Source organism: Pseudomonas imrae (assembly GCF_046352735.2).
In the GTDB taxonomy this organism is placed as follows: Bacteria; Pseudomonadota; Gammaproteobacteria; order Pseudomonadales; family Pseudomonadaceae; genus Aquipseudomonas; species Aquipseudomonas imrae.
Window position 1 is genome coordinate 2,891,339 of record NZ_CP110853.2, and the last position, 25,702, is coordinate 2,917,040.

Consider the following 25,702-nt stretch of genomic DNA (forward strand, 5'->3'; position numbering starts at 1 on the left):
TGTAAACTAGACCGATAGCGCCTCTGTTGCATCAGCACCTGCAAAGATCCCCTGCCCTGTTCGCCACGCGGCCTCCAGATGGACCTTGGGCGTGCGCACTTCGGACTCCAGCAACAGTTGCGAACTCAGCACTTTCGCCCCGCAATAATCAAAGATCCCATGATCGATCTGGGTCCGCATGGCGCTGGTATAACCGTGGCGCTCGAACGTGCCTTCATCGGCTCCGCCCACGCCCAGCAGATGCACGCGCAGACGCCCCAGTTTCTTTATCGTTCTGCCCGTCTGCATGTCGTATTCCAGGGCCCAGCCATTGCTGAATACCCGGTCGATCCAGCCCTTGAGCAAGGCCGGCATGGACCACCAATACACCGGGTAAACCAAGACCAGCGCGTCGGCGCGGTCGATGCGCGCCTGCTGCGCCTGGACATCGGCGGGTGGTGTGGCGCGAGCGCGGTGTACGGCATGGTCAGCAAGGGTGAACCGTGGATCGAAACCTTCAGCCGCCAGGTCGGCGATTTCAGAGGTGTTTCCCTGGCTGGCAACGCCGGCTGCGACCTGCGCGGCCAGGCTGTGCGTCAAGGAACGGGGATCGTGATGGGCGACAACAATAAGCGCATGCATGACGGATGCTCCAGTGATACGCTGAGTTAAGTTACGATCAGTAAGTTACTTTTGGTATATAAGCATGTCAAGCACCGAAATACCTGTGCCTCGTCGCCGCCTGTCCCGGGAGGATCGCCTGCGCCAGCTGCTGGACAGGGCCTGGAGGTTGGTTCGCGAAGAAGGCACCGAAGCGCTGACCCTGGGTCGTTTGGCAGAAATGGCGGGGGTCACTAAACCGGTGGTGTACGACCACTTCAGCACGCGCGCAGGCTTGCTCGCGGCGTTGTACAAGGATTTTGACGAACGTCAGAATACGGTTCTGGAGCAGGCCCTGGCGGCCAGTGAGCCAAGCCTTGAAGGTCGAGCCGGCGTTATCGCTTCATCCTATGTCGAATGTGTGCTGCTTCAGGGGCGCGAAATACCGGGCGTGATCGCCGCTTTGAACGGGGCTCCGGAGTTGGAGGCGCTCAAGCGCGAGTACGAGATGATTTTCATGGTCAAGTGCCGCGATGTGCTCGCGCCCTTTGCCCCGTCGGGCGACATCTCGCTGGCCGGCCTGCGCGCCATGCTGGGTGCGGCCGAGGCACTGTCCCATGCAGCGGCCAGCGATGAAATCAGCCCCGCGCAAGCCCAGGAAGAACTGCTGGAGACCATCAAGGCCATGGTCCGGCGAGGCGCACGCTTGAAGAGCTGAAGGCTATGCCTGTCGCCCTTGTACAAAGGCCTGGGCCTTGCGGGTCATCTGGTCAAAATGACGGTCCCGCTGTTTTTCTGCGTCGATCATGGCCCGCTTGCCATGCTTTTGCAGCAGGTAGGTGTGAATTTGCCGCACCTCCAGCGAGCTGTAGATCGATGCCACATCCAAAAGGCCCATCAGACCGTCGGTGCTGTAGTCGCGGGTGTTCATCAACACCTGTGTACCGCGCACACCCCGCACCTGGAACCCCATGGATTCGAATACCGGGACCTTCTCTACGGCGCAGGTCAGTTCGGCATGGGGATAACGACCGAGCATGTCCTGCATCATGGCCCGCGCCACGCCCTTGCGCCGATAGGCCGCCCCCACAGCCATGTACGCAACCCCGCAGGCCTGGGGATCATCCTTGACCGGCAGGTACAGTAAAAAGCCACTGACTTTTTCCGGATCCTGCTCGTCCAGTGCCACGATCAACTCCACCGCAATGCCCTTGGAGCCGCCCACCGCTTCAAGGTACAGGTGTACTTCATAGCCAATCGCATATTGATAGATGTTGTACAGCAGGTTGCTCGCCGGGATTGCGACCATGCTGATGTCAGTCAGATTGTCGACCACCAACTGCAGGATTTGGCTGTTGATGGGTTCGGGGCATGGGGAGGTGTAGTGAGTCAGGGTGTACATCGAATTCCTGTTTCCTGATATTTCGCATTAAGCCTGGAAAGATTGTACCTGTTGCAGCAGCGCTTCGACGCATCGACTGCCATCGACTCGTTGCGCAGGATGCTTCAACCGAGCAAACCATGCCTCGTGCCGGGGCCGACTGCGCCCGGCGAATGTAGCGTTGTCATAGCCTGCGGCCCATGCCAGAAACGCTTGGTGTGCAGCATGCATGTCGCCGCCGGGCGCAACGCGCTCGCCAAAACGCACCGCCTCCCGATCCTTGAGGCGCTCGATTCGCAGCGGTGTCGGCGTGTCAACCAACACCACCTGTTGCGCATCCACGATCAGCTCATCACCCCAACCGTCCAATGAGCCGGACAGCACCCATTGTCCACGAGCCAGCGCCTGTCCAAGCAAAGCCACGCGCTCTGCCGGCAATCGCGCTTTTACGTAGGGCGGGTCCGTGGCATACCAGTAGTAATCGTCCACATCGACATGTGGCAGTTGCAGCGCCGCCGCCAGAGCCTTGCCCAGTGTGGTAACACCCGCACCCGAGGCGCCCGTCAGATAGACCCTTTGAATCATTGTGCACACACCTCCCGCAGGCATCCGCGTAACCAACGATGCGCCAGATCAGCATCTGATCGCGGATGCCAGAGCATCGCCACACTGAACTGCGGCAAATCGACCGGCAAGGCGAAGCTATAAAGGCCTTCGCGCAGGCCTTGGGTATAACGCTCCGGCACGCTGGCGATCAGGTCGGTGCGATGCGCCAGGGCCAGCGCCGTGGAGAAGCCAGTGACGATGGTGGCTACCTCACGCGTCAGTTGCAGGGCCTCGAGCGCATCGTCAATTTGCCCACGAACCCGACCGCGACGCGACACGTAGATGTGCTTGCCGGCGGCATAGCGCTGCGCGGTGATTTCGCCGCGACAAAGGGGGTGATCCTTACGTACAACCCCGATAAAGCGGTCACGGAACAGCAGTTGAGTCATCACTTCGGGATTGGCGTGACTGTCGACCACGCCGGTTTCCAGATCAACGCTGCCGTCGCGCAAAGGCGTGCCCTGCCCATCCGGCTTGTATACGAAGTGCAGCTTCACGCCCGGCGCCTGTTCGGCCACACGGGCGATCAGCGCAGGACCGAAACTTTCGACGAAGCCTTCACTGCTGCGCAGGACAAAAGTACGCGTCAACTGCGCAAGGTCTATGGCCTGGGCCGGACGCAATACGGCTTGGGCGTCCAGCACCAACTGGCTGACCTGTGCCCGCAGTTGCTGGGCTCGCAGTGTTGGCACCAAGCCACGGCCAGCGCGTACCAGCAGCGGATCGCCCGTGGTTTCACGCAGGCGTGCCAATGCCCGGCTCATGGCCGACGGGCTCAGCCCAAGGCGCTGGGCTGCGCGGGCGACACTGCCCTCGGCAAGCAGGACGTCGAGGGTAACCAGCAAGTTGAAGTCAGGGCTCGACACGGGCATGTCCTCTGATGGCGTTTGATGCAGCTATAACCTGCAACTGTTGCGTCTTCCGCCATCTTAGGCGACGCCGTAGATTTCTGACAGCTGCCGGTTGGGCAGCAGCTTCACTCAGGAATCGGTTATGACCTCCAAGACCCCGCGCAGCGCCATCGCCAGCCTGTCGCTGACCATGCTGCTGGCATCTTTGGGCACCAGTATTGCGAACGTCGGCCTGCCCGAAATGGCCATCACGTTCGACGCAACGTTTTCATCGGTGCAATGGGTGGTGCTGGCTTACTTACTGGCCATTACCGCAGTCATTGTCAGTGTCGGCCGTCTTGGAGATCGGATAGGCCACCGCCGTTTGTTGCTCGCGGGTTTGCTGCTGTTCGTCATCGCCTGCATCTTGTGCGGCGCAGCCTCTTCCCTGGCGCAGCTGATTGCTGCCCGCGCGGTCCAAGGACTCGGCGCGGCAATGATGATGACAATGGCGATGGCATTGATCGGCCAGAGTGTATCCAAGGAACGCACCGGCCGGGTGATGGGGCTGCTGGGCACCATGTCGGCGGTTGGCACGGCTGCCGGGCCGGCAGCAGGCGGTGTATTGATTGCCGGGTACGGTTGGCGCGCGGTGTTCCTGAGCCTGGTACCGCTGGGGCTCGTGGCGCTTGCCCTCGCCTATCGCGCCCTGAGCCACGACAAACACCCCGCACCGTCACGGCAAACCGCGCTCGATCTACGCGCAATATTGCGCAATCCGACGCTCAAGGCGGCGCTGATCATGAGCACACTGGTGATGGCGGTGATGATGGCCACCCTGGTGGCCGGACCGTTCTACCTGAGCCATGGCGTGGGGCTTGGCCCGGCCTGGATGGGCTTGGCAATGGCTGTCGGCCCCGTCATTGCAGCATTGGCGGGCATGCCTGCGGGGCGTTTGACCGAGCGTTTCGGCTGCCGGGCCATGACCCTGGCCGGCTTGCTGGCGATGCTGGCCGGCTGCCTGGCACTGGCACTATTGCCACAACAGGCCGGCGCTGCCGGTTATATCGGTGCGCTGGCCATCCTCACCCTCGGCTATGCCCAATTCCAGACTGCGAACAACACTTTGGTAATGAGCGACCTTGCGCCAGACCGCCGCGGGGTGATTGCCGGCCTGCTGAACCTTTCACGTAACCTGGGGCTGATTGTCGGCGCCTGGGCACTGGGTGCGGTGTTTGCCTGGGAGACCGGTGATATCAACCGCGCCCCACCCGAGGCACTGAGCAATGGCCTGCACATCACCTTTGGCCTATCACTGGGGCTGGTGCTAATGGCCATGGGTTGCCAAAGGAAAACCGCATTGTCCCCATCGGCACCTTGACAAGGGAAAATCCCAACGGCTATTGTCTGACAACCTGACTACCAAGGTTTTGCCATGCTTGAGCTCCAGCGCCCAGACTCCCTTGTGATGCGTGTCGTCAACGCTATTCGCGCCGAGATCGACAACGGGCAACTGGCGCCTGAATCGCGACTACCTACCGAACAACAGCTGGCTGAACAGTTGAATGTCAGCCGCTCGGTGGTGCGCGAGGCGATAGCGCAACTCAAGGCCGACGGTGTATTGACAGCACGGCGTGGCTTGGGCTCGTTCATTTCGCAGACGCCGGCAGGTACGGTGTTCCGCTTTCCGCAAACCAATGGTCGCCGACCGGACCTGGCGCAAATGTTCGAAGTGCGCCTGTGGATCGAAACCCAGGCAGCCTCGATTGCTGCCTGTCGTCGCGATGCGGGTGACTTGCAACGCATGAAGCATGCGCTGCAGCAAATGCACGACAAACGTACCGACCTGGAAGCTGCTGCACTTGCCGACGTTGAATTTCATCGGGCAATTGCCGACGCCAGCAAGAACGACTACTTCGTCGCCTTCCACGACTTCCTCAGAAACCAGCTGGCAAGCGCACGCAAGACTGCGTGGGAAAACTCGGCACGGATTGCCAGCGGTTCGACGGATGCTCTCCAGGAGCACGAAGCCCTTTACCAGGCCATCTGCGACGGTGATGCCCACGCAGCGGCAGCAACAGCCGAGGCGCACTTGCGCGCTGCGGCAAAGCGTCTGCAATTGGAATTGCCGGCAACACACTGATTGACCCCATTCGTATAAGCGCGTCTGCGGGCGCGCCGTTTTTTTAACAAAAACATTAGTCTGACAACCTGATAAGCAGACTGAAATGTATCGATTTAGGTGGCAACCAAATGATTTATGACTTTTGCATCATCGGCGGTGGCATCGTCGGTTTGGCCACAGCGATGGAATTGCTCAAACGCCAACCTGGCGCATCACTGGTGATCCTGGAGAAAGAAGCGTTGCTGGCCAAGCACCAGACCGGCCACAACAGCGGTGTGATTCATGCAGGTATCTACTACGCTCCGGGCAGCCTGAAGGCTGACTTGTGCAAGCGTGGCGCGGCAGCCACCAAGCAGTTTTGCAGCGAACACGGCATTGCGTTCCAGGTGTGCGGCAAGGTGCTGGTAGCGTCCACCCCGCTGGAAATGCAAAGGATGGAAGCGCTGTATGCGCGCTCGCAGCTCAACGGCATGCAGGTCGAGCGCCTCGATGCCGATCAGTTGCGCGCTCGCGAGCCCAACATCGTCGGTATGGGCGGGTTGTTCCTCGATGCCACGGGGATCGTCGATTACCGCCAGGTCTGCGAAACCATGGCCCGTGTCATCCGCAGCGGCGGCGGTGAGATTCGCCTGGAGCAAACCGTTAGCGCGATTGAAGAAGACACCGACAAGGTCAGCATCAGCACCCACCAAAGCACCTGGCAGGCCCGACACCTGGTGGTGTGCGCCGGCTTGCAGTCAGACCGCCTGGCAACCCTGGCCGGGATCGACATTGATCATCAGATCATCCCGTTTCGCGGCGAGTACTTCCGCTTGCCGGCGACGAAAAACAACATCGTCAACCATTTGATCTACCCAATCCCGGACCCGGAGCTGCCGTTCCTGGGGGTGCATCTGACGCGCATGATCGATGGCAGCGTTACTGTCGGGCCAAACGCGGTACTTGGGCTGGGGCGCGAAAACTACAAGAAATTTTCCGTCAACTGGAAGGACGTGGCCGAGTACGCGCGCTTCCCCGGTTTCTGGAAAACCATTTGGCAGAACCTCGGCTCGGGGAGCGTCGAGATGAAGAACTCGCTGTTCAAATCCGGTTACCTGGAGCAATGCCGCAAGTACTGCCCGTCCCTGCAGATCGATGATCTGCTGCCCTACGAAGCGGGTATCCGTGCCCAGGCAGTGATGCGCGACGGCACGCTGGTCCACGATTTTCTGTTCGCCCAGACGCCACGCATGCTTCACGTGTGCAACGCGCCCTCACCTGCCGCTACGTCGGCGATCCCGATTGGCGAAATGATCGCCGAACGTATGTTCAAGCCCAACTGATCGGCATGGATTTTACCGGCCAGCCGGCTTCGCGATGAAGCCGGCTGCCAAGCCCCATGGCTGGGAGACGGCTGACGGGGTGCTGCGCGCGTCGATTTGACAATAAATATAATGACTCAGAAGGAAGTACAGCATGACGGCAACAGCCCACAATCACGCCACGCAAGAGACGCCGGCCCAGAGTAAAAAGCGCCTGCGCAAAGTCGCCGCTGCAACCATTTTTGGATCGATGCTGGAGTGGTACGACTTTTACCTCTACGCCACCATGGCGGCGATTGTCTTCTCGAAGATCTTCTTCGATAACAGCGACCCCAAGACCGCGACGCTGATGGCGTTCTCGACCTTTGCGATTGGCTTTATCGCGCGCCCCTTCGGCGGCATCCTGTTTGGCTACCTGGGCGACAAGTTCGGCCGTAAACATGTGCTGGTATTGACCTTCTGCATGATGGGTGTGTGTACCACCCTGATCGGCCTGATCCCCAGCTATGCCTCCATCGGCATCTGGGCCCCGATCATCCTGGTGTTTGTCCGAATCATCCAGGGCCTGGGCGCGGGTGCCGAATTGTCTGGCGCGGCCGTCACCTCTTATGAGCACGCCTCGGAAGGCAAGCGCGGCAGCCAGGGCGCCTGGCCTGCCCTGGGCTTGAACCTGGGTCTATTGCTGTCGTCGCTGACCGTTTACCTGCTGACCATCAATGGCAACGAATTCCTGCTGGCCGGCGGCTGGCGCATCCCGTTCATTTGCAGCATTGCCCTGGTCGGTGTCGGCTTGTGGGTGCGCAACAGCATTCCGGAAACCCCGCAGTTCAACGAATTGAACAAGGAAAGCGCCCAGGCCAAGGTCAAGGTCTCGCCGTTGAAAGCCTTGCTCAAGAACGATCTCAAAGGCTTGGGCGTGGTGTTTTTCGTGGCCATTGGCTACAACGCGCTGAGTTACATTTTCAAGACTTTTTCCCTGGCCTACCTGACACAGTTCAAAGGTGTCGATGTGCATGTCACGTCGCTGTCGGTGACCATCGCCAGCCTGATTGCGATTGTTGCCGTGCCCTGCTTTGGCTGGTTGTGTGACAAATGGAGCAGCAAAACTGTGCTGGTACTCGGTGGCGTGCTGTCATTGCTGTTTGCCTATCCATTCCTGGCACTGCTCAATACCGGTGAAAGCCTGATGATCTATATCGCCATCGGCGTCGGCACCGGTATCCTCGCGCCGATGATGTTCGCGCCCCAGGGCTCGTTCCTGAGTCGTCAGTTCCCGACCCAGACCCGTTCGTCAGGCTTCGGCACCGGACGCGAAATCGGCACCGCGATCGCCGGTGGCCTGGCTCCGCTGGGTGCGTTGTCGATGGTCGCGGCTTCGTCGACCCAATCCACCGACGGTGTGGTGATCATCCTCGCCATTGCTTCGTTGCTGGTCGTAGTGTTCGCCTTGTGTGACCAGGGCCGCAAGCACTCCGCCTTCAAGAACTGAGCAAAAACTCGACCAGGGGGTGCATCCATGCCCCCTCATCGCGCATCATGGGCACTTTCAAGCTCAAGGGAAACGTCCATGCGCGTTCTGTCATTGATGATGGGTGTTACGACGCTGGCCGCCAGTCTGGTGTTTTGCCCAACGGCGTCGTCGAGCGAAGAAAGCCAATTGGTCGACTCGATCAACCAGTACCGCAGCCAGGTTCAACGCTGCGGTGAACAGGGCTCCCAGGAATTGCCACCGCTGGCGGTTGACCCCCGCCTGGTGCTGCCCGTCAATAGCATTGGTGACTTGCAGCAGGCGCTGGCACAGTCGGCCTATCCGATGGTCAACGTGCAGGCCATCAGCCTGACCGGCCCGCGAGATGCTCAGTCAGCCATGAAAGCGGTGCGTGAAAGCTTCTGCCGGGTGGTGCTGGACCCGCAGTTTGTCGACATCGGTGTCAGCAATAATGGCCAGGACTGGCGCATCGTCCTCGCGCGGCCGCTACTGACCAGAGGCTTGGCCGACTCACAGGCTGCCGGCCAGCAAGTGCTGGAAATGATCAACGCCGCCCGCCAGCAACCGCGCCAATGCGGCACGCAAGCCTTCGCGGCCACCACGCCACTGACCTGGAATGCCCAATTGACGAGCGCAGCCGAAGGTCACTCGCGCAACATGGCCAACAAAAACTACTTCGATCATTTGGATCGTGACGGCCGCACCCCCGGCGACCGCGCCGAACTGGCGGGCTACATCGCGAGAAACAGCGGCGAAAACATCGCCGCCGGCCTGGACACGCCGCGCAAGGTCGTCGACGGCTGGCTGGCCAGCCCAGGCCATTGCGCCAACCTGATGAACCCACAATTCCAGGAGCTGGGCGCCGCCTATGCAACTGATCCGAAAAGCGATGCGGGGATCTACTGGACGGCATTGTTGGGTAGCCAATAAGCACCAGTGACGATCGCGCTGAACTGGCGAAGATTGTCCGGGTCTGTACCTTGGCACCCTGCTGTAACCAAGGGACAAGCGATTCGGACAAACAAGGTAGTGGGCGAATGAAAGACTGGCTGCAAGGCTGCGGTGATATGGCCGAACGGGTTCGGTGCCACGACTGGGCGAACACGCCACTCGGGCCGCTGGAGCAATGGCCGGACGTGCTCAAGACCACGGTGGCGCTAAGCTTTGCCTCGCATTTTCCCCAGGCGATTGTCTGGGGGCCAGGCCTGATCACGCTGTACAACGATGCCTTCGTCCCCATCCTTGGCAACAAGCCTGAAGCACTGGGCCAGCCCTTCAATGCCATTTGGCGAGAAGCCTGGGACCACATCCGGCCCATCGCCGATGCAGCTTTTGAAGGGCGCGCCACCTACATTGAAGATTTTCCGTTGGTGGTCGAACGCGGCAGCGGTCCGGAACAGGCGTATTTCACCTTTTGCTACAGCCCGATCCGCGACTCTCAAGGCCAGGTCGTGGGAATGCTCGATACGGTGACCGAAACCACCAACGCGGTGTTCATGGCCCGCCGCCTGGCGGTGCTGGATGCCATCAGCAGCGGGATCGCCAGTGCCACCGATCCGGCAACCATCATGGCGGTCACGACACAGGTCCTGGCCACTCATCTGCAATTATCCAACTGCGCCTACGCGGACATGGAGCCTGATGAAGATGGCTTCACCATTCGCGGCAATTGGGCGGCCCAAGGTTCACCCAGTATCCTTGGGCATTACAGCCTGTCCGACTTCGGCCAACTGGCAGTCACTCGCCTGCAGGCAGGCGAACCGCTGATCATCCATAACAACCTGCAGGAACTGAGCCCGGAGGAAGCCGCGACTTTTCAGGCCTTGGGCGTGACCGCGACGATTTGTATGCCGTTGATCAAGTCTGGCCGGCTGACCGCGCTGATGGCGATGCATGACCGCGCGCCACGTCGATGGTCGTCCTACGATCTCGCATTGTTGGGTGAGGTCACCGAAAGGTCCTGGGCCCACATCGAGCGGGTACGCGCCGATGCGATCGTGCGTGAAGGTCTATCGGCGCTGGCGGACTTGAACGCAACCCTGGAACAACGGGTGGTGGAACGCACCACGCTATTGACCCAGACCGAAGCCGCATTGCGCCAATCACAAAAGCTCGAAGCCATCGGCCAGTTGACGGGCGGCGTGGCGCATGACTTCAACAACTTGCTGACGATCATTCGTTCGTCGGTGGATTTCTTGCGCACCCCCAACTTGTCCGAAGAGCGCCGCCAGCGTTACATAAACGCCGTGGCCGATACCGTGGAACGTGCCAGCAAGTTGACCAGCCAACTGCTCGCCTTTGCACGGCGCCAGCCGCTGAACCCGCAAATATTCGATGCCGGCCAGCGGGTCAAGAATATTGGCGACATGCTGGAAACAGTCACTGGCACACGCATCCATGTAAACGTGCAATTGCCTGAGCGCTGCTACTACATCTGTGCCGACTCCTGCCAGTTTGAAACCGCGCTGATCAACATCGCCCTCAATGCCCGGGACGCCATGGACGGCCAAGGCACGCTGGTGCTGCGAGTGGATGGCGACCAGGCGCTGCCATGCATACGCGGGCACGGTGGCTCGCAAAAAGCCTTCGTTTCGATCTCGCTTGCGGACACTGGTACCGGCATCCCTTCAGAAACGTTCGAGCGTATTTTCGAACCGTTCTTTACCACCAAGAAAGTCGGCAAGGGCACGGGGCTCGGGCTATCTCAAGTGTTTGGGTTTGCCAAGCAGTCGGGAGGCAATGTCGATGTTGCCAGCAATGTCGGCCAAGGCACGGTGTTCACCCTGTACCTGCCACAGGTAGAAACTGCAGCAGTGCCCGGCGATCTCACCCAGGAGATTTTTGAGCCGCTGCCGAACACTGCACGGCGACGTATTCTGATCGTGGAAGACAACCTGGAAGTCGGACGTTTCGCCAATCAGATCCTGCAGGACCTGGGCTATCAGACGGTCTGGGCCACCCATGCCGAAGAAGCACTGGAAATGGTCGGCCCGGACGCCATGGCATTCGACGGGGTCTTCTCGGACGTCGTCATGCCGGGCATTGGTGGCGTGGCGCTGGCCAGGGAGCTACGTCGACGCAGGCCCGGCCTGCCGGTGATCCTGACCTCGGGCTACAGTGAAGAGCTGGCCAGGAGCGGCTACGACGGTTTCGAGTTCCTCGCCAAACCCTACTCTGCCGACCAGGTCTCGCGGGTATTGGCCAAGGCCATGGGCAAGGATTAAGGGATGGTTTTGTATGTGGTTTGCGAACCACCCCTCACACTAGCCTTCGCCCCAAAGGGGAGAGGGCTGGTGTGAGGGGAAAAGGGCTGACCCAGGAGCCATCAACTCACAGCGTGTAGGAAATACCCGCCTGCACCGTACGTGGCGCCCCCGGATAAGCGTAGGTGCCACCAAAGGCGCCTTCCTCGTAATCGGCATCGAACAGGTTTTTCACATCCAGGTTGAGACGAATCTTGTCATTGACCTTGTAGAACGCCAGCAAGTCCACCACCGTGTAGCTGTCCATCGAGAACGCGCTGGCCGTTTGCGCGCCGGCACGTTCAGACACGTATTTGCCACCCAGGCCCAAACCGAGGCCCTTGAGACCTCCGTCCTGGAACTCATAGACGTTCAACAGGCTGAAGCTGTTGCGCGGGATGTTGAGCAAACGTGTACCCGACTTGACCTGGCTATCCTTGGCCACTTCAGCATCCACATAGGCATAACCGCCGATCATCCGCCATTCAGGGGTCAGGTTGCCGGCCACATTCAGATCAAAACCTCGGCTGTGTACCTCGCCGGTGGCGATATTGAAGTCCAGGTTCGCCGGGTCTTTGGTCAGCACGTTGGTTTTTTCAATCTGGTACACCGCCGCATCAACGCTCAACTGTCGATCCAGGGCTTGCCACTTGACCCCCACTTCATAGGACTTGCCTTTCTCCGGCTTGAACCCGGGCCCCTGGTTGCTGGCGCCAGTGTTGGGCTTGAACGAGCGCGCAGTATCGGCATACACCGCCAGCGTGTCGGTCAGGTCGTAGATCAACCCCAGGCGCGGGGTAACAGCGTTATCGCTGGCAGTCCAACCCTTGGCGCCAGCCACGTAGGTCTGATAGTCATGCTCAAACCGCTCCAAACGCGCGCCAGCCAGAACTTTCAGGCGCTCACTCAGAGCCACTTGATCCTGGATGAAGGCGGCGTAGGTCTTGAGGTTTTCCTTGTCATGGGTCGGCGTGCGTGTCAGTGGCGGGCGCGCCTGGCCGTAGACCGGGTCGTAGATATCGATCGGGTACGTTCCAGGCTCGGCGGCGGAACGCTGGATGATCGACTTGTAGTCATAATCCTCGTACTCGATACCGGTCAGCAAGGTGTGCTCAAACGCACCGGTGGAAAATCTGCCGGTAAGGTTGATCTGGTAGTCGCGATCGGTCCATTCCAGCTTGCGGTAGTTGAAGTTGCGCTCCAGGGTGCGGCCGTCGGCGCCAAGCTTCTGGGCCTCGACAGCGTTGCCCTGCAAAGTGCCGTCAAGCCATTGCATGCCACCGGCCAGGGTCCAGTTATCGTTGAGCGAATGCTCGAAGCGTAACTGCGCCACATTGTTGTCGTTGTGTAACTTGCCAACGTCCTTTTCACCGAAGAACGTGCTGCGCGAGGCCGTGCCGCGCTGGTTCGCATAGCGCGTCAGCCCTCGGTCCAGGGGATGGTTGTTGCGCATGAAGTCACCCTCGAATATCACGCGGGTGCTGTCGTTTACTTGCCAGCTCAACACCGGGGCGATGCCGTAACGCTCGGTTTCGACGTGATCGCGAAAGGTATCGCCGCCCTCACCCACCAGGTTCAGGCGATAGGCAAAACGCCCGTCTTCATCCAATGGGCCCGATGTGTCGAGGGTGCCGCGACGCATGCCCTGATCATTGATCTGGCTGCCCAGGGTCACGGTGCGTTCGGCCAAGGGCTGCTTGGACACTACGTTGAAGGTGCCACCGGGATCACCACGGCCATACAGCATAGTGGCCGGCCCGCGCAGCACTTCCAGGCGTTCAATGGTGTTGGCATCCGGCATGTTCGGGTAGCCACGGTTGATCGCAAAGCCATTACGGTAGAACTCCCCAGTGCTGAAGCCGCGCACCGTGAAGGTGGTCAGGCCCTGCCCGCCGAAGTTATTGGCCCGGCCCACACCGCCCGCATAATCGAGCGCATCCTGCAGGCGCGTTGCACCGAGATCTTGCACCACATCACGCGGTACCACGGTAATCGACTGCGGCGTTTCATGGATCGAGGTATCAGTACGGGTGGCGCTTGCGGAACGGGTAGCGTGGTAGCCGGTAACCGGACCAGAGGCGGTTTCTACTTGCTCCTCGCCGGTAATGTCGATGGCCTCCAACTGCAAGGTGCCCGGTTCAGCCAGGGACTGATCAGCCCAGACGTTAAAGGAAGAGGCCTGGAGGACGCACAGAGAAACGATAAGCCGACGCATCGATGACTTGCCCTTGAAAAACGCCAGGCGCGCAAAACGCTCGGCCAGAAATTTGCCGGGCAAGATACATGAATTAATTATTACTTGATATTAATTCCCATTAACTTATGCGGTTTTTTAGATCACATATCGGGGTGACACAGGATGCCGGTCACCCGGTATCACACAACGCGCGGGTGCATTGCCCTGATACGCCCTCGTACAAAACACCCGCCGTTGGCCTGTTCGCCACCCGGTAGAATCCTGAGCCAGCATTTATCAGGTTGGCCGTTGCAATTTCGATCAACCTTTCAGCCGTCAATTCCATGTTCATTCGTTTGCTTTGGCCAACGGGTCGACGATGCTCTTTTACCAAGGTGTGTCACTTTTTCAATACCGCTTCGATAGCCGCAATGTCGATTTTGGTCATCGTCATCATCGCCTCAAAAGCGCGCTTGGCTACGGCGCGATCGGGGTCGGTAAACGCGGCAGTCAGTACTCGCGGGGTGATTTGCCATGACAGCCCCCACTTGTCCCGGCACCAACCGCAGGCGCTCGCCTCGCCGCCGTTGTCGATAATCGCGTTCCAGAGGCGGTCGGTCTCGGCCTGGTCATCGGTGGCCACCTGGAACGAAAAAGCCTCGCTGTGCTTGAACGCCGGGCCGCCATTGAGACCCAGGCAGGGAATGCCCATCACAGTGAAATCAACCGTCAGGACGTCACCCTGCTTGCCCGCCGGATAGTCACCGGGGGCGTGATGAACAGCGATAACCGCGCTGTCCGGGAAGGTCTTGGAATAAAAGATCGCGGCGTCCAGTGCTGTGCCGTCATACCAGAGGCAAAGGGTAGTCTTGGGGATCATTTCGGCTCTCCAAAAGGGTAGTGACCGAAGCATTCTAGTCCTTGAATGAAGCTGCTGGTGTGGGCGTGCAACGGGCCACGCTCCTATGAGCGAGAATCCATTATCCTAGGAGCCCTGTCGAACCGGTCTTACTTTCCCCAGGAAGGCAAACACATGTCCCAGTTTCATACCCGTCAGCGCAGCAGCCCATGGGCTGTATTCCTGATATTCCTGCGGCTGGGGCTCACCTCCTTTGGCGGGCCTATCGCCCATCTGGGGTACTTTCGCGAAGAATTCGTCACCCGACGACATTGGTTGAGCGAGCGCAGCTATGCCGACCTCGTAGCGCTATGCCAATTCCTGCCGGGACCCGCCAGCAGCCAGGTCGGTATTGCGCTGGGCCTGTCACGCGCTGGATACAGCGGAGCATTTGCGGCCTGGGTCGGTTTTACCCTGCCTTCGGCCATGGCGCTGATCCTGTTTGCACTGGGCATATCCGGACAAGGTACGGCCTTCGCACCGGGCGTATTGCATGGCCTGAAAGTCGTCGCCGTGGCCGTGGTTGCTCAAGCCGTCTGGGGCATGGCACGCAACCTGTGTACAGACGTGCCAAAAGTGACACTCATGCTTATGGCCGCCTGTGTCGCGTTACTGCTGCCGTCTGCCTGGGCGCAGGTCAGCGTGATCATCACCGCAGGCCTTGTCGGCCTGCTGCTGTTCAAACCCACCCAAAGCCACGAACACGATTCACTGCCAATCAGCATCAGCCGGCGGGCCGGCAGTGCGTGGTTGCTGCTGTTCGTGGTGCTGTTGGTGGGTCTGCCGCTTTTGAGCCAATGGTTGCCCAGCCAGACCCTGGCGATGGTAGACGCCTTCTACCGGGCAGGATCGCTGGTCTTCGGCGGCGGGCACGTGGTGCTGCCATTGCTGCAAGCCGAAGTAGTGCCTACAGGTTGGGTGGGCAATGACATATTCCTCGCAGGCTACGGGGCCGCGCAAGCCGTGCCCGGCCCCTTGTTTACGTTTGCCGCCTTCCTCGGCGCATCGATGACTACAAGCCCTTCCGGCTGGGTAGCAGGCATCGTCTGCTTGTTGGCAATCTTCCTGCCGTCCTTTTTGTTGATCCTCGGCGCCCTGCCGTTCTGGGAACAGTTGCGCCACAGTGTGCGTACCCAGGCCGCACTGGCCGGCGTCAGCGCAGCGGTGGTCGGCCTGTTGCTGGCAGCGCTGTATCAGCCGGTCTGGACCAGTGCAATTATGCAACCGCAAGACTTTGCCCTGGCCCTGTTCGCACTGGTCGCGTTGATGTTCTGGAAGCTACCCCCCTGGTTAGTGGTGGCTGCAAGCGCTGGCATTGGATGGATCTTGAGTATCGTGTGGTAAACCTGTCAGGCCCCTGCCGTTCCCAACGCCGGCAACAGTTCGAACCCGACCATGCCTGCCATGCCCAGCAGGCACATCATTCCCACGCCATAGGCAACCGTGCGCCACGGTTGTCGGCCGCCCAGGTACATCACGGTATGCACCACCCGTGCAACAGTGAACGCGGCACACAGCCACGCCGTGATAACGCTTGTGGTCTCCAGCGCCAGGCACAGCCCGCCCAGGACGAAGAACAAGGGAATGTTTTCCAGATCATTGATCCACGCCTTGGCCGCTCGGCTGACCTGTGGCAACTCCTGGGGATGTGCGTCGCGCTGGAAGAAGCCCGCGTCCTCAGGGTTGGTAAATGCACGGCGCCTGATACGCAAGAAGCCCTGGTAACAGGAGACCGCCCACATTTTGCACAACAAGACCAGCACACACCCTGCATAGACATGCAGCACGGAGCTCATTGCCGGCCACCTGGATGACGGCCAAACCCATTGATCACGATGTACAACAGCGGCCCTATCGAGACGAGGACCGCCGTCAGCAAAAAGTAAGGCAGCAGGCGGATCAGTGATCTGCCTTTGGCGCGGGCATCCTGGTACATCCATACGCATGCCATGCCAGCCATCAAATAAAGATCAATCACCACTTGGGCCGTGTCCGGCCTCGACATCAACTCGAGGCCGAAGGCAATCAGCGACTGGTTGGCCGAGAGCATCGTGCCCAGCGTATACAGCGAAAAAGCCGACAGGCTGGCAAGGGCGATATAGGGTCTGTTCATATGCTCCTCCCTGGAGATCAGCACCAACGATTGGGCGAAGCGCACATTAGTGATAACGTCCTCGACATCTCAATGACCTCTGAGGTCATCGACGCCCTCCGCCTCGCCCTGCCAGAGTCCACCCATGAGCAGCCAACCTTTCCCCCGGGCACACCCCGACGCCAGCGCCGGCGCGCAACTGCGGTTGTTGCGCCGCCAGGCCAAGTTGAGCCAGCTGGAGCTGGCACTGATCACCGGGATTTCCCAGCGTCACCTCAGTTGCATCGAAACCGGCCGCGCCAAGCCCGGCCCAGGTACGCTGCATAACCTGCTGACGGCGCTGCAAGTACCGCTGGCGCAATCCAACAGCCTGTTCCTGGCCGCCGGATACGCGCCGCGCTACGAGGCCACGCCGCTCGCATGTGCCTCAATGGAGGCGATTCGGGAGGCGATCAGCCATGTGCTGCAAGCCAACAATCCGGCACCGGCCATCGTATTGGGCAGCCACTGGGAAGTACTCGCCGCCAATGCCAGCACCCAAGTGCTGTTTGATCTGGTGGGGCTGAACCCAGACGCCGCGACGGGATTGAATCTATTGACGACCCTGCTACAGCCGGGAGGCCTGGGCGACCACTTGATCAACGCTGAAGAGATCCGCACCGTCGCCTGGCAACGCGCCAGCCGCGAGGCCCTGGGCAACCCGGCCCTGGCTACGCTGCTGGCAAGCCTGCCGGCGCCGCAAAGCCCGCCATCCCTGGCCGATGAACTGCCACCGCTGGTACTCACCCGAGTCAACTCGCGACAAGGCGAGTTGAGTTTCCTGTCGACCTTCACCACCTTCGGCATGCCGCTCGATATCACCGTGACGTCGTTGCGTATCGAGCATTTGATTCCGGCAGATGCGCATTCCTGGCAGGTGATGACCGCGGCGTATGAACAGTTACCAGGTAAACCCTAGCCTTAACCTAGAACCGGGTCTCGAGCCCCATGCGCAAGGTGCGGCCCGGCGCAGGCATAAAGCTCTGTGCCAGCGGGTCCAGGTAGTAGCGATCGGTCAGGTTCTGTAGCGAAACGCTGAGGTTCGTATGTTCCATGAACTTGTAGTTCAGAAATAAATCGAACAACGCCACTTGGTGATAGACCAACTGCGAGGTGGTTGCACCAGTCTGCCAAGTCTTGTTGGCCGTGGCGGTCGGACCAGAGGTGTAGGTAGCGCGCCCGCCGACTGTCAGTGTTTGGTCAAAAAAGCGTAGGCCCGTAGTCAGGTTCCCGGCGAACCGGGGTGGATTCTGCGTGTTAGTGTACGACCCCATAAAGCTACCCTGCGTACAGTTCGGCGTGCGGCTCAGGTCCTGATAGGGGTTGGAGCTTGCGCGCAATCGCGCCGCGAAAGCCGAGTCGCAGGATTCGGTTTTCAAATAGTAGGTGGAGGACAAGTCGGCAAACACCCGCCCCGCATCGTAGCGCGATTGCAGCTCCAGGCCGCTAGTTTTGAAACTATCGGTATTGCTGAAGCGCATCAGCCCCATCAATCCCGGGCTCGGATCGTAATAGCGGGTGATGTAGTTTTTGATCGTGTTGTTGAAGTAGGTCAGTTTGATCGCCGCCGAATCGTTATCGAACAACAGGCCCTTGTGCATCGTGCTGGCACCGACCTCCCAGTTGCTTGAGCGTTCTGGCTTCAAACCTTTGCCAGGCATGGTCTGCAGCACCCCTTGACTGGTTTCGAACAACGAGGGCATCCGCAGCCCCTGGGTATAGGATGCATAGACGAAGGTATCTGGCGCTACTTCAATGTTGATGCCGACCGCAGGTGAAAAAGCGCCACCGCTTTCGCTTTGCTTGGGGGAATATTCATAACCGCTCACTACCGTCCCGACCTGAGAGTCATACACCCTTGACTCAGTCGCACCGAAGTCATTAAAGCGCTCGCCTTCAAAGGGAAAGTTGGTGTTGCCAAACACGATACCGTTGTTTTGCCGTGGGTCCGTGGCATCGGTGTACTGCCCGTTCTGGTCGGGGAACCACATCATGTTGCCGTAGTGCCCCGGCTTTTGGACGCTGATATAGCGCAGCTCACGCTCCTCCAACTGCGCCGTTGCGTGCGGGACATGATCCTTGGTGCGGTAGTAGAGATAGCGACCTCCTCCCCACAACGTCAGGCTATCGAGCGGTTTGTACTCCAGCTTGCCGTTCAGGCTGAACTCTTGTCGCGAGCCCTCTCGCAGACTGCGGTTGGCGTTGATGTCGTGCTGCGTGGTGACCACGCTTTTTTGTGGGCGAAGCTCCTCCAGCTGGAACGATCCGCCCAGATCCAGCTTGAAATCACCATAGGCCGAATCAAATCGCGAGATGTTCAGCAGGTCACCGCCAATGCGTCGATTGTCTTGCCGACTCCAGTTTCGGTCCGAACGATAGGCCTGCGAAGCCGGCGCCAGGACCGCGCTCAACTGGCTGGTTTTAGCGTCCGTCATCCATACGCTGGCCGTGAGGTCTACCAGCGGGTTGTTCGCAGGAAGGTAGTTATAGCGGGCCGTATAGGTATTGATCTGGACTCGGCCCAATGGATATTGATAGATGCCACCCGTGCCGAAACGAAAAATGTCTGAGGGCATGATTTCCCCAATACGTCCGTCATAGCGGATATAACCCAAGTCCAGCGTATGATCATCCGCTGGCCGCAGGCTCGTTTTCAATAAGAACGATTCAGTTTCCAGCGATGAGTTCAACACCTCCTCACCCGCGTTATAGGCAGTTGCTACCGTCATGTTTTCACGGCCATAACGGTCGAATGTGCGATAGCGATCCTGACCCTTTTTGCCGGTAAAGTAGTTGCCCTGGTTGCGATGGGCATAAGCCGCCACGACATCAAACAAGTCATGGGTATATGCAAACGCGGCGCTACCGGACTCAGCCTTCGAGCCGAACAGGCCGCCACGTTTCATGTGCGGCTGCGCAGTCAGATCCTCGCTGGTGGAGTGCGCATCACGGGAAGCGGGAGCCACACCGTTGTTCCAGAAATCGCCCTTCAGGCGCAGCCCAATCGTATTGTTGTCCCGCAAAATGTCATCGATACCCAGAGAGCGCATGTTCACCGAGCCGCCGATGGCGCTGGAGGTCAGGCTCGGCCCCTTGTCGATCGTAATGTCGCTGATCAGGTCAGGGTCGATATAGCTGCGCTGCTGAGTGCCGGCATAGCCGCGATAGACATCAAGCGCCTGTTGCGAACCATCGACCGTTACCGCGACACGACTCTGACCCTGGATACCCCGGATATTGACGTCAAGGCCACCACCATTTCGGCTGTCGCCCACCTGGACGCCGGGCTGGCCTTTAAGAAGATCTGCGGGGGAAATCACACCATAGCGCTGCATATCTTCGCTGGAGATATACACCGAGGAACGTGGCGCCGAGTAGACCGTTTTCTGAGGGTTTTCGCCGGTGACTTGCTGCTCCGGCAGAACAATTTCGCCACCGGTCTGAAACAAGCTGAAACTGCCATTCTCCTGACGTTGAAAGCTCAAGCCTGTGTCTCGCAACAAGCGGGTCAGGCCTGCTTGTGTACTGAAATCGCCCTGCAACCCCCGGGTACTTTTACCAGACGTCAGCGTAGAACTGCCTGCCATGCTGATGCCCGCCTGCGCACCAAATCGCGAGAGCGCCTGATCGAGTGGGCCAGCCTCGATGTCGTAATGCTGTTGGGTTGCGGCAAAAACGGTCGTACCGTAAAGCAATTGCAAACTTATAAAAAGCCGACCAAACGTGCGGGCACACAAGGCTCTTGATGGGGAAGTCATGTTGGGCTCCTAGAGGTTTTGGCCCACCTGTTTCGATGGGTTATTCCTAAAGGCCAAGCAACTTTTGAAAAACTATCGTCCAGGCAAAAATAAATATTCAGGCGGGCACCACGGTCACCCAATAACGGGTACGTCGCTCGATACGCACGGGTAGCGTGTGAGCAATCAACGCCAGCGCCGTCTCGATGTCGTCCAATTGAAAGCTCCCCGTTACACGCAAACCGGCGACCTGTTCGCTGCAACGCAAAATCCCCGGGCGGTAACGTGCCAGTTCGCTCAGCAATAGATCCAGGCGCATGCGTTCCGCCGGCAAAATACCGCGCAGCCAAGCCTGTGCCACAACCAGGTCGACGCGTCTTGGTGCGCTGGCACCCAGGCTGTCTATTCGGGTTTGCCAACCGGCTGCAAGCGTCAGCGGTACAGGGCTGTTTTGCGGACTGACGTGCGCCAAACCACGCAACACCGTCACTTGGGTATGACGCGGGCCTTGCCGCACCAGCACATTCGCTTCAGGGGTGTAGACCACGGCATGCTGGGTGATCACTTGCAGAGGTCGCGAAGCGGCTCGCGCATCAAGAGCCACTTCACCCTCTATCAACTGTACGTGGCGCTGGTCCGCCGTCAGCTCCAGATTCACAGCACTGGCCGTGTTCAACCACAGCGTACTGCCGTCGTCCAGCACCCATCGGCGTCTCTCCCCGGTGCCGGTACGGTAGTTCGCGAAAGCTGCGCGCACCAGAGTGGTGTCTACACTTTGCCAAGCTGTTCCGCCGAGCAGTCCGGCAGCGAACAAACACTTGAGTATCTGCCGCCGACCTTGCAGGTCGGTTCCGGCGGACTCCAAGGCGCGGCGTGCGGTGGTATCTGCCAACAGACCAGCTCCGGGTTGTAGCAGCAATGGCAAGCTGAGCACGCGCTGCCAGGCGTATTCATGCTCAGCGCTCGCTTGACGCCATTGCTCCAAGGCCCGGTGATCGGTTGCATTCATGACGCCGGACTGCGTCCTGACAATCCAGTCGATGGCGGCGTCGCGTACTTTCGGCTCGACCGAGGCACCGTTCATTCAAAACGGCTCGCATAGCAAACACTGAAGGCCTTGCTCATCGCCCGCTGCACTTGCGCTACCGTCAAGCCCAATTGAGTGGCGATTTGCGGGTACGTCAAACCGTCGAGCTGGGATAAAAAGAAAATCTGCCGCACCCGCATCGATAACCCGACCAACAGCGAGTCGAGTTGCAACAAGGTTTCGATCATCAAGTAACGCTCTTCGGGCGAGGGCTCCTCGACTTCGGGCCGTGCCGCCAACGCCTCGAGATAAGCACGTTCGATCTCTTGACGACGCCAACGGTTGATCAACAGGCCATTGGCAATCGCTGCAAGAAACGCCATGGGTTGGCGCAATTCGCACACATCCTGCTGCGAGCGTAGCAACCGGATGAAGGTGTCATGCGCCAAGTCTTCAGCGTCGGCACTGTGGCCCAATCGCCGGTGCAGCCAACCGCGAAGCCAACCGTGATGACTCGCATACAGCTGTTCGACTGGCGAGACAACGTGGTTGTGGTGCATGTAAGCTTCACTTGATACTAATGGGAATGCTTCTCACTATATAGTTTTTGCCTGATGTTTGTACAGCCTGCGATCTATCAATCAAGGCCAGTCGACAGCATCAATCGCCACTGTTTAAATGAATGCCTTCTCCAATCCAGGGTGAGCCTTGAAATGACCGATACCCTCTTGGGCAGTTGCCTTTGCGGTGCCGTTAAATACCAGCTCAGCGCCCCCCTTCAAGCAGTTTCTCATTGCCATTGCAGCCAATGCCGTAAAAGCCATGGCGCTGCATTTGCCAGCTACGCCAGCGTGCGTCGTACCGACCTGCACCTTCTTCAAGGCGCCGACCGCCTTATGTCGTACCCTTCTTCCGAAGGCATCCTGCGCCAGTTCTGCGGTCAGTGCGGTTCATCACTGTTCTGGTCAAACCGCCTCGGCGATTACCCCGACTGGATCTCGATTGCATTGGGCACCCTGGACACAACCGTGACGTTGCCCTGGCAGAAACACGTTTATGTCGAATCAAAAGCCTCGTGGTACGCGCTTCAGGATGACAGGCCTCAAGGTCAGTAATGGCGGTGCCCCGGTAGAAAACCCCGGAACGGTTTTTTTATGAGGGCCATCACGAATTTCAAATATCAAGTGTCAAAAAATGTTTACTTATAATTGGGAATGATTACTATTGGCGCGCATCCAGCCTGAAGGATATGCGTCAGTGATACGAACCTCTCCCGTGTTTTCCCGATTACAAGCGGGGAACAACGTCTACGGCATGCTCAACTCTCTACCTTCACCGATGCTTTGCGAAATGCTCGCGTTTGCGGGCTATGACTTCGTGATTCTGGACCTTGAACACCTGCTGCGCTCCGAAGAAGACATCATGCACTGCGTCCGTGCGTGCGAAAGCGCGGGTATTTCACCGTGGCTGCGCATACCTCAAGTAGACGCGAAACTGATTGGTCGAGCGCTGGATGCCGGGATCGAGGCCATTGTCCTGTCACGCGCCGAAAGTGCCGAACAAGTTCAGCGCGCTATCGAAGCTGCGTTCTTTCCACCCTTGGGTAAACGCGGAATAACCGGGGGTCGTATTACCGGGTTCGGACGCCTGCCATTACCCGAATACATTGATCTGGCCAATCGCCAGACGCCGATTATTCCCATGATCGAAAGCCGCGCCGGGGTCGACGCTCTGGGCGATATCCTGCAACTGCCGGGCGTCGGCATGATTATGGAAGGCGCACTGGACCTGTCGCTCGATCTTGGCCTGGGGCCCGACCCGCTCAACCCCCAAGTCTGGCAAATGCTGCAAGACATGGCGGATGCATGCGCCCAGGTCGCCATCCCCTTCTGCGCTAACCCGCGCACCACTGAACAGAACACGCTGTGGCGCGCTCGCGGGGTCCGAAGCTTCCTGGCCGGTGAAGACCGAGGTTTGTTGCACAACGCATTGAAAGCGCGCCTTAACTCCCTCCAATAGCTAAAAAACGAGCCAACGTAGCCCAAATGAAAATAACAACATCCCTACACTTTTCACTCAGCCTGATTACTCTCGGCATCTGCCACGGCGCCATGGCGGCCGAACAAGCCGGTGCCTCGTCCATCGCACCGTCCGGCGACATGGAGCTGGCGCCCCTGGTGATCCAGGGTGACGTTCTTGGCACCGCCAGCGACCAGGAAGTGCGTACCTACGCCGGCAGCCGCAGCGTCGTCGACGCAAGTGCGTTGAAAAAAGCTAGCACCCGCGGTCTGGACGACGCGCTGCAACGGGTACCGGGGGTCAAGATTTTCGACGAGACCGGCACCGGCGCCTTGCCACAGATCTCGGTACGCGGTCTGTACGAGAGTCGCAGCGGGCGGATTCAGGCGTTATCCGACGGCATACCACTGGCACTGGCTCCCTACGGCCAGACTGGCCTGTCGTTGTTTCCGATGACGATGGCCACCGTCGACCGGATTGATATCGTGCGCGGGGGCGCTGCGGTGCAATACGGCCCGAACAACGTGGGTGGAGTGATCAACTTCATCAGCAAGCCGATTCCGCGTACATGGGAAACCACGCTGCAAGAAAAAATCACCTTCAACGCCGGCGGCCGCCAGTTGTGGGACAGCTATCTGGGCACCGGCGGCTACCTGACTGACAACTTCGGCCTGCAACTGGACGTCAACACCCTGAGCGGCGAATACGGGCGCGAACACTCCGATACCGATGTGCAGAACTATCGCCTGCGCGGCCAATGGAACATCGACGACGATCGTGACCTGAGCTTCGGCATCCAGCATTACAAGGCCGACATGGACCTGGCTGGCGCGCTCAGCGCAAAGGACTACAAGAACGATCCACGCCAATCGACGCGTCCACTGGACCGCTTCGAGGGCGACACCGATCGTGTGTGGGGCACCTATACCCAGCGCCTGGGCGCCATGGGGCCGTTCGACTCGGTGGAGTTCAGCTGGACCAACTTCGCCCACAACAGTTACCGCAACTTCGTGGTCGGCCTGCCGTTCACCCCGGACGGCACGGCAGCGACCAAACAGGACGGCCCACGCGACTTTAAAGTCTGGGGCACGGAGCCACGCATCAGCGCCACCATCGATGGTGACACGGTCGGCCAGACCTGGTTGCTGGGCGCCCGCTATGTCAGTGAAAGCATCGACTACAAGGTCAACCGCCAGAGCGTGGCTAGCGGCGTCACGACGCCGTTCCGTGACTGGAAGTTCGATGACGATGCCCGCGCGTTCTACATCAGCAACGCCATCAGCCTGCTCGATCGCCGCCTGACCATCACCCCCGGCGTACGTTACGAAAACGCTCGCATGGACTACGGCGACGGCATCACCGGCGCCTCGCGCGAAAACAAATCCGAAGAATGGCTGCCGGGCCTGACCGTGGGTTATCAGGCCACCGACGCCTGGTACGTCTACGCCAACGCCCAGAAGTCCCTGCGCCCGCCGCAAGTCACGCAGATCGTCAAGGAAGGCGATGTCGGTGCAGAGCTGGCGTGGAACTACGAGACCGGTGTGCGCTATACCCCATGGGATGGCATGCGTGTCGACTTCAACCTGTACCGCATCGATTTCGACGACCAGATCAGCTACAACGCCACGACCGACCGCTTCAACAACCTGGGCAGTACACGTCACCAGGGCTTCGAGAGCGAGATTTTCTGGACCCCGCAAGCCCTGCCTGACCTGGATCTGCACGCCAGCTATGCGTACCTCGATGCCAAGCAACGCAACGGCACATTCAAGGACAACGAAGTACCGTACTCCTCGCGCAATCAGTTCACGGTTGACGGTCGTTACCGTTTTGCCGAGCACTGGACCTACAACCTCGACGGGCTGTATGTCAGCAGCGCTTACACCGACGCCGCCAACTCCAGCAATGAAGACGCCAATGCCAGCGTAGGCAAACTGCCTGCTTACTGGGTCTGGAACACAGCCCTTGAGCGTGAGTTCGAGCTGGCGGACAAGAGCCTGCTGACCACCTCCGTTGGCATCAGCAACCTGTTCAACCGCCAGTATTACTTCCGCGGCATCGACACCAGCCCATGGGGTCGTCAACCCGCGCCGGAGCGCTCGCTCACCCTAGGCGTCAACTACCGCTTCTAAACCGCGCACCTGCGCCCCTGTCAATCAGT

At 59.4% G+C, this 25,702-nt stretch carries 23 protein-coding genes; 12 read left to right on the top strand and 11 right to left on the bottom strand.

Features of this window, described 5'->3' with window-relative positions; genetic code table 11:
• Positions 1-6: 6 nt before the first annotated feature.
• Positions 7-621: an NAD(P)H-dependent oxidoreductase gene (locus OQ460_RS12785; protein ID WP_410017853.1), complete on the bottom strand. Its 615-nt coding sequence runs from the start codon at positions 619-621 to the stop codon at positions 7-9.
• A gap of 64 nt (positions 622-685) precedes the next feature.
• On the opposite strand from OQ460_RS12785, the gene OQ460_RS12790 reads away from it, so the two are divergent.
• On the top strand, positions 686-1,297 hold the full coding sequence (locus OQ460_RS12790; protein ID WP_410017854.1) for a TetR/AcrR family transcriptional regulator: 612 nt from the start codon (positions 686-688) through the stop codon (positions 1,295-1,297).
• Between the two features lie 3 nt (positions 1,298-1,300).
• On the opposite strand, the gene OQ460_RS12795 is transcribed toward OQ460_RS12790, so the two are convergent.
• Genes OQ460_RS12795 through OQ460_RS12805 form a run of 3 tightly spaced genes read right to left on the bottom strand, consistent with a single transcriptional unit; the run spans position 1,301 to position 3,432 of the window.
• A complete protein-coding gene (locus tag OQ460_RS12795) occupies positions 1,301-1,981 on the bottom strand; it encodes a GNAT family N-acetyltransferase (protein ID WP_410017855.1) in 681 nt (226 codons plus the stop codon).
• Between the two features lie 27 nt (positions 1,982-2,008).
• Positions 2,009-2,545: an AAA family ATPase gene (locus OQ460_RS12800; protein WP_410017856.1), complete on the bottom strand. Its 537-nt coding sequence runs from the start codon at positions 2,543-2,545 to the stop codon at positions 2,009-2,011.
• Positions 2,542-3,432, bottom strand: coding sequence for a LysR family transcriptional regulator (locus OQ460_RS12805; RefSeq protein ID WP_410017857.1), 891 nt, complete (start codon positions 3,430-3,432; stop codon positions 2,542-2,544). Before OQ460_RS12805 ends, OQ460_RS12800 begins: the two co-directional genes overlap by 4 nt.
• Before the next feature lie 127 nt (positions 3,433-3,559).
• Here OQ460_RS12805 and OQ460_RS12810 point away from each other — a divergent pair, with 127 nt between their 5' ends.
• From OQ460_RS12810 to OQ460_RS12835, 6 genes are all read left to right on the top strand, one after another.
• Positions 3,560-4,777, top strand: a complete 1,218-nt coding sequence (locus OQ460_RS12810) for an MFS transporter (RefSeq protein WP_410017858.1) — start codon at positions 3,560-3,562, stop codon at positions 4,775-4,777.
• 54 nt (positions 4,778-4,831) lie between these two features.
• A complete protein-coding gene (locus tag OQ460_RS12815) occupies positions 4,832-5,539 on the top strand; it encodes a FadR/GntR family transcriptional regulator (protein ID WP_410017859.1) in 708 nt (235 codons plus the stop codon).
• 110 nt (positions 5,540-5,649) lie between these two features.
• Entirely contained in the window at positions 5,650-6,843 is a 1,194-nt protein-coding gene (lhgO, locus tag OQ460_RS12820) for an L-2-hydroxyglutarate oxidase (protein WP_410017860.1), read from the top strand.
• Positions 6,844-6,976: 133 nt separating this feature from the next.
• Complete coding sequence (locus OQ460_RS12825; RefSeq protein ID WP_410017861.1) at positions 6,977-8,311, top strand: MFS transporter; 1,335 nt, start codon at positions 6,977-6,979, stop codon at positions 8,309-8,311.
• Positions 8,312-8,389: 78 nt separating this feature from the next.
• Complete coding sequence (locus tag OQ460_RS12830) at positions 8,390-9,241, top strand: CAP domain-containing protein (protein ID WP_410017862.1); 852 nt, start codon at positions 8,390-8,392, stop codon at positions 9,239-9,241.
• A gap of 107 nt (positions 9,242-9,348) precedes the next feature.
• A complete protein-coding gene (locus OQ460_RS12835; protein WP_410017863.1) occupies positions 9,349-11,535 on the top strand; it encodes a GAF domain-containing hybrid sensor histidine kinase/response regulator in 2,187 nt (728 codons plus the stop codon).
• 106 nt (positions 11,536-11,641) lie between these two features.
• On the opposite strand, the gene OQ460_RS12840 is transcribed toward OQ460_RS12835, so the two are convergent.
• Both OQ460_RS12840 and OQ460_RS12845 read right to left on the bottom strand, forming a co-directional pair.
• Complete coding sequence (locus tag OQ460_RS12840) at positions 11,642-13,768, bottom strand: TonB-dependent siderophore receptor (protein ID WP_410021997.1); 2,127 nt, start codon at positions 13,766-13,768, stop codon at positions 11,642-11,644.
• Positions 13,769-14,129: 361 nt separating this feature from the next.
• Positions 14,130-14,609 (bottom strand): VOC family protein, encoded by a 480-nt coding sequence (locus OQ460_RS12845; RefSeq protein WP_410017864.1) that lies wholly within the window; start codon positions 14,607-14,609, stop codon positions 14,130-14,132.
• Positions 14,610-14,762: 153 nt separating this feature from the next.
• Between OQ460_RS12845 and chrA the strand changes: the two genes are divergently transcribed.
• Positions 14,763-15,971, top strand: a complete 1,209-nt coding sequence (gene chrA / locus OQ460_RS12850; protein WP_410017865.1) for a chromate efflux transporter — start codon at positions 14,763-14,765, stop codon at positions 15,969-15,971.
• Positions 15,972-15,976: 5 nt separating this feature from the next.
• Here chrA and OQ460_RS12855 read toward each other — a convergent pair whose 3' ends face one another.
• Positions 15,977-16,423 carry an MAPEG family protein gene (locus OQ460_RS12855; protein ID WP_410017866.1) on the bottom strand — a complete coding sequence of 149 codons (447 nt, stop codon included), beginning with the start codon at positions 16,421-16,423 and terminating at the stop codon, positions 15,977-15,979.
• Positions 16,420-16,740 (bottom strand): DUF2834 domain-containing protein, encoded by a 321-nt coding sequence (locus tag OQ460_RS12860; RefSeq protein WP_410017867.1) that lies wholly within the window; start codon positions 16,738-16,740, stop codon positions 16,420-16,422. Before OQ460_RS12860 ends, OQ460_RS12855 begins: the two co-directional genes overlap by 4 nt.
• Before the next feature lie 124 nt (positions 16,741-16,864).
• Between OQ460_RS12860 and OQ460_RS12865 the strand changes: the two genes are divergently transcribed.
• Entirely contained in the window at positions 16,865-17,677 is an 813-nt protein-coding gene (locus OQ460_RS12865) for a helix-turn-helix domain-containing protein (RefSeq protein ID WP_410017868.1), read from the top strand.
• A 7-nt stretch (positions 17,678-17,684) separates the two neighbouring features.
• On the opposite strand, the gene OQ460_RS12870 is transcribed toward OQ460_RS12865, so the two are convergent.
• The 3 genes from OQ460_RS12870 to OQ460_RS12880 all read right to left on the bottom strand — a co-directional run bounded on the left by OQ460_RS12870 (position 17,685) and on the right by OQ460_RS12880 (position 22,082).
• Entirely contained in the window at positions 17,685-20,516 is a 2,832-nt protein-coding gene (locus OQ460_RS12870) for a TonB-dependent receptor (protein ID WP_410017869.1), read from the bottom strand.
• A gap of 97 nt (positions 20,517-20,613) precedes the next feature.
• Positions 20,614-21,579 carry a FecR domain-containing protein gene (locus OQ460_RS12875; protein WP_410017870.1) on the bottom strand — a complete coding sequence of 322 codons (966 nt, stop codon included), beginning with the start codon at positions 21,577-21,579 and terminating at the stop codon, positions 20,614-20,616.
• The gene (locus tag OQ460_RS12880) at positions 21,576-22,082 is read right to left on the bottom strand and encodes a sigma-70 family RNA polymerase sigma factor (protein WP_410017871.1); all 507 of its coding nucleotides are present in this window, start codon (positions 22,080-22,082) and stop codon (positions 21,576-21,578) included. The genes OQ460_RS12875 and OQ460_RS12880 overlap by 4 nt, the downstream gene beginning before the upstream one ends.
• 153 nt (positions 22,083-22,235) lie before the next feature.
• Here OQ460_RS12880 and OQ460_RS12885 point away from each other — a divergent pair, with 153 nt between their 5' ends.
• From OQ460_RS12885 to OQ460_RS12895, 3 genes are all read left to right on the top strand, one after another.
• The gene (locus OQ460_RS12885; protein WP_410017872.1) at positions 22,236-22,637 is read left to right on the top strand and encodes a GFA family protein; all 402 of its coding nucleotides are present in this window, start codon (positions 22,236-22,238) and stop codon (positions 22,635-22,637) included.
• Positions 22,638-22,797: 160 nt separating this feature from the next.
• On the top strand, positions 22,798-23,541 hold the full coding sequence (locus OQ460_RS12890; RefSeq protein WP_410017873.1) for an HpcH/HpaI aldolase family protein: 744 nt from the start codon (positions 22,798-22,800) through the stop codon (positions 23,539-23,541).
• Between the two features lie 26 nt (positions 23,542-23,567).
• On the top strand, positions 23,568-25,673 hold the full coding sequence (locus tag OQ460_RS12895) for a TonB-dependent receptor family protein (protein WP_410017874.1): 2,106 nt from the start codon (positions 23,568-23,570) through the stop codon (positions 25,671-25,673).
• Positions 25,674-25,702: the final 29 nt, after the last annotated feature.

What these genes read in the sequence shown, in the direction of transcription:
- OQ460_RS12785 (WP_410017853.1), bottom strand. Translation starts at nt 621, where the DNA reads ATGCATGCGCTTATTGTTGTCGCCCATCACGATCCCCGTTCCTTGACG.
- OQ460_RS12790 (WP_410017854.1), top strand. Translation starts at nt 686, where the DNA reads ATGTCAAGCACCGAAATACCTGTGCCTCGTCGCCGCCTGTCCCGGGAG.
- OQ460_RS12795 (WP_410017855.1), bottom strand. Translation starts at nt 1,981, where the DNA reads ATGTACACCCTGACTCACTACACCTCCCCATGCCCCGAACCCATCAAC.
- OQ460_RS12800 (WP_410017856.1), bottom strand. Translation starts at nt 2,545, where the DNA reads ATGATTCAAAGGGTCTATCTGACGGGCGCCTCGGGTGCGGGTGTTACC.
- OQ460_RS12810 (WP_410017858.1), top strand. Translation starts at nt 3,560, where the DNA reads ATGACCTCCAAGACCCCGCGCAGCGCCATCGCCAGCCTGTCGCTGACC.
- OQ460_RS12815 (WP_410017859.1), top strand. Translation starts at nt 4,832, where the DNA reads ATGCTTGAGCTCCAGCGCCCAGACTCCCTTGTGATGCGTGTCGTCAAC.
- lhgO (WP_410017860.1), top strand. Translation starts at nt 5,650, where the DNA reads ATGATTTATGACTTTTGCATCATCGGCGGTGGCATCGTCGGTTTGGCC.
- OQ460_RS12825 (WP_410017861.1), top strand. Translation starts at nt 6,977, where the DNA reads ATGACGGCAACAGCCCACAATCACGCCACGCAAGAGACGCCGGCCCAG.
- OQ460_RS12830 (WP_410017862.1), top strand. Translation starts at nt 8,390, where the DNA reads ATGCGCGTTCTGTCATTGATGATGGGTGTTACGACGCTGGCCGCCAGT.
- OQ460_RS12835 (WP_410017863.1), top strand. Translation starts at nt 9,349, where the DNA reads ATGAAAGACTGGCTGCAAGGCTGCGGTGATATGGCCGAACGGGTTCGG.
- OQ460_RS12840 (WP_410021997.1), bottom strand. Translation starts at nt 13,768, where the DNA reads ATGCGTCGGCTTATCGTTTCTCTGTGCGTCCTCCAGGCCTCTTCCTTT.
- OQ460_RS12845 (WP_410017864.1), bottom strand. Translation starts at nt 14,609, where the DNA reads ATGATCCCCAAGACTACCCTTTGCCTCTGGTATGACGGCACAGCACTG.
- chrA (WP_410017865.1), top strand. Translation starts at nt 14,763, where the DNA reads ATGTCCCAGTTTCATACCCGTCAGCGCAGCAGCCCATGGGCTGTATTC.
- OQ460_RS12855 (WP_410017866.1), bottom strand. Translation starts at nt 16,423, where the DNA reads ATGAGCTCCGTGCTGCATGTCTATGCAGGGTGTGTGCTGGTCTTGTTG.
- OQ460_RS12860 (WP_410017867.1), bottom strand. Translation starts at nt 16,740, where the DNA reads ATGAACAGACCCTATATCGCCCTTGCCAGCCTGTCGGCTTTTTCGCTG.
- OQ460_RS12865 (WP_410017868.1), top strand. Translation starts at nt 16,865, where the DNA reads ATGAGCAGCCAACCTTTCCCCCGGGCACACCCCGACGCCAGCGCCGGC.
- OQ460_RS12870 (WP_410017869.1), bottom strand. Translation starts at nt 20,516, where the DNA reads ATGACTTCCCCATCAAGAGCCTTGTGTGCCCGCACGTTTGGTCGGCTT.
- OQ460_RS12875 (WP_410017870.1), bottom strand. Translation starts at nt 21,579, where the DNA reads ATGAACGGTGCCTCGGTCGAGCCGAAAGTACGCGACGCCGCCATCGAC.
- OQ460_RS12880 (WP_410017871.1), bottom strand. Translation starts at nt 22,082, where the DNA reads ATGCACCACAACCACGTTGTCTCGCCAGTCGAACAGCTGTATGCGAGT.
- OQ460_RS12885 (WP_410017872.1), top strand. Translation starts at nt 22,236, where the DNA reads ATGACCGATACCCTCTTGGGCAGTTGCCTTTGCGGTGCCGTTAAATAC.
- OQ460_RS12895 (WP_410017874.1), top strand. Translation starts at nt 23,568, where the DNA reads ATGAAAATAACAACATCCCTACACTTTTCACTCAGCCTGATTACTCTC.